At 30.8% G+C, this 1,138-nt stretch carries 2 protein-coding genes; both read left to right on the forward strand.

All coding sequences use genetic code 11. The features are described from left to right. A partial coding sequence (locus HG1285_RS00500) for an ATP-binding protein (protein WP_008289650.1) occupies positions 1 to 634 on the forward strand: 634 nt, incomplete at its 5' end. A 119-nt stretch (positions 635 to 753) separates the two neighbouring features. Continuing rightward, positions 754 to 1,138: cytochrome ubiquinol oxidase subunit I (locus HG1285_RS00495; RefSeq protein ID WP_008289651.1), on the forward strand; the 385-nt coding region annotated here is incomplete at its 3' end.

The raw sequence follows: 1,138 nt of genomic DNA on the forward strand, positions 1-1,138 counted from the left end.
CGCATGGAAAGAAATAGCCCAGCGAATAGCCCATGAAATTAAAAATCCTTTAACACCTATTAAGCTTGCAGCTGAAAGGATAGAAAGACAGTTTAAGAAAGGAAATGAAAATTTTGGCAGTATTTTAGAGAAATCTGTGAATGTAATATATTCAGAAGTTGAACATTTATCCAAGCTGGTAAAAGAGTTCAGGCAGTTTGCTACCAATGAAAATCTTAACATTGAAGAAGTTAATTTAAAGCAGTTTTTTGAGGAGCTAAAAAACAGCTATACAACTGATAAATTTAAAGTTGAAATAAATATAGATAAAGATATAAAAATTAAAGGTGATAAAAAACTTTTAAAGCAGGCATTTATAAATATATTACAAAATAGTTTTGAAAAATTAAAAGATGGTGGAAAAGTAGAAATAAATGTTAAACAAGAAAATAGCAAAATAAAAATCTTTGTTAAAGATAGCGGAGAAGGAATACCAAAAGAAGAAGTTGAAAAAATATTCCTTCCTTATTACTCAAAGAAATCAAAAGGTAGCGGACTTGGTCTAACAATAACAAAGGATATTATTGAAAAGCACGGTGGGAAGATAAGAGCTGTGCCTTCTGAAAAGGGAGCATTATTTGAAATAGCTTTATAGTCATTATATCAATAAAGTGGTCATATTTTTTAACTTCCTGATTGAAGTCTTGATTTTCCAAATTTTTCATTTATACTAAGTTAGTAAGTATTAACTAATAGTTAACAGGAGGTTTAAGTATGGATACATTACTGCTGTCAAGATGGCAGTTTGGTCTTACAGCTTTTTATCACTTTATCTATGTGCCACTTACAATAGGTCTTGGCTTTCTTATTGCATTGATGAAAACCCGTTATCTTCAAACAGGTAATAAACATTATGATGATTTATCCATGTTTTTTATGAAACTGTTTGCAATCAACTTTGCCCTTGGTGTTGCTACAGGTCTTACAATGGAGTTTGAGTTTGGTACAAACTGGTCAGAATATTCTAAGTTTGTAGGAGATATTTTTGGTGCACCTCTTGCACTGGAAGGTTTAAGCGCATTTTTCCTTGAATCAACATTTATGGGTCTTTTCCTGTTTGGTAGAAATAGAGTTTCAGATAAAGTTCATACATTTTCAG

This window comes from Hydrogenivirga sp. 128-5-R1-1, from assembly GCF_000171895.1.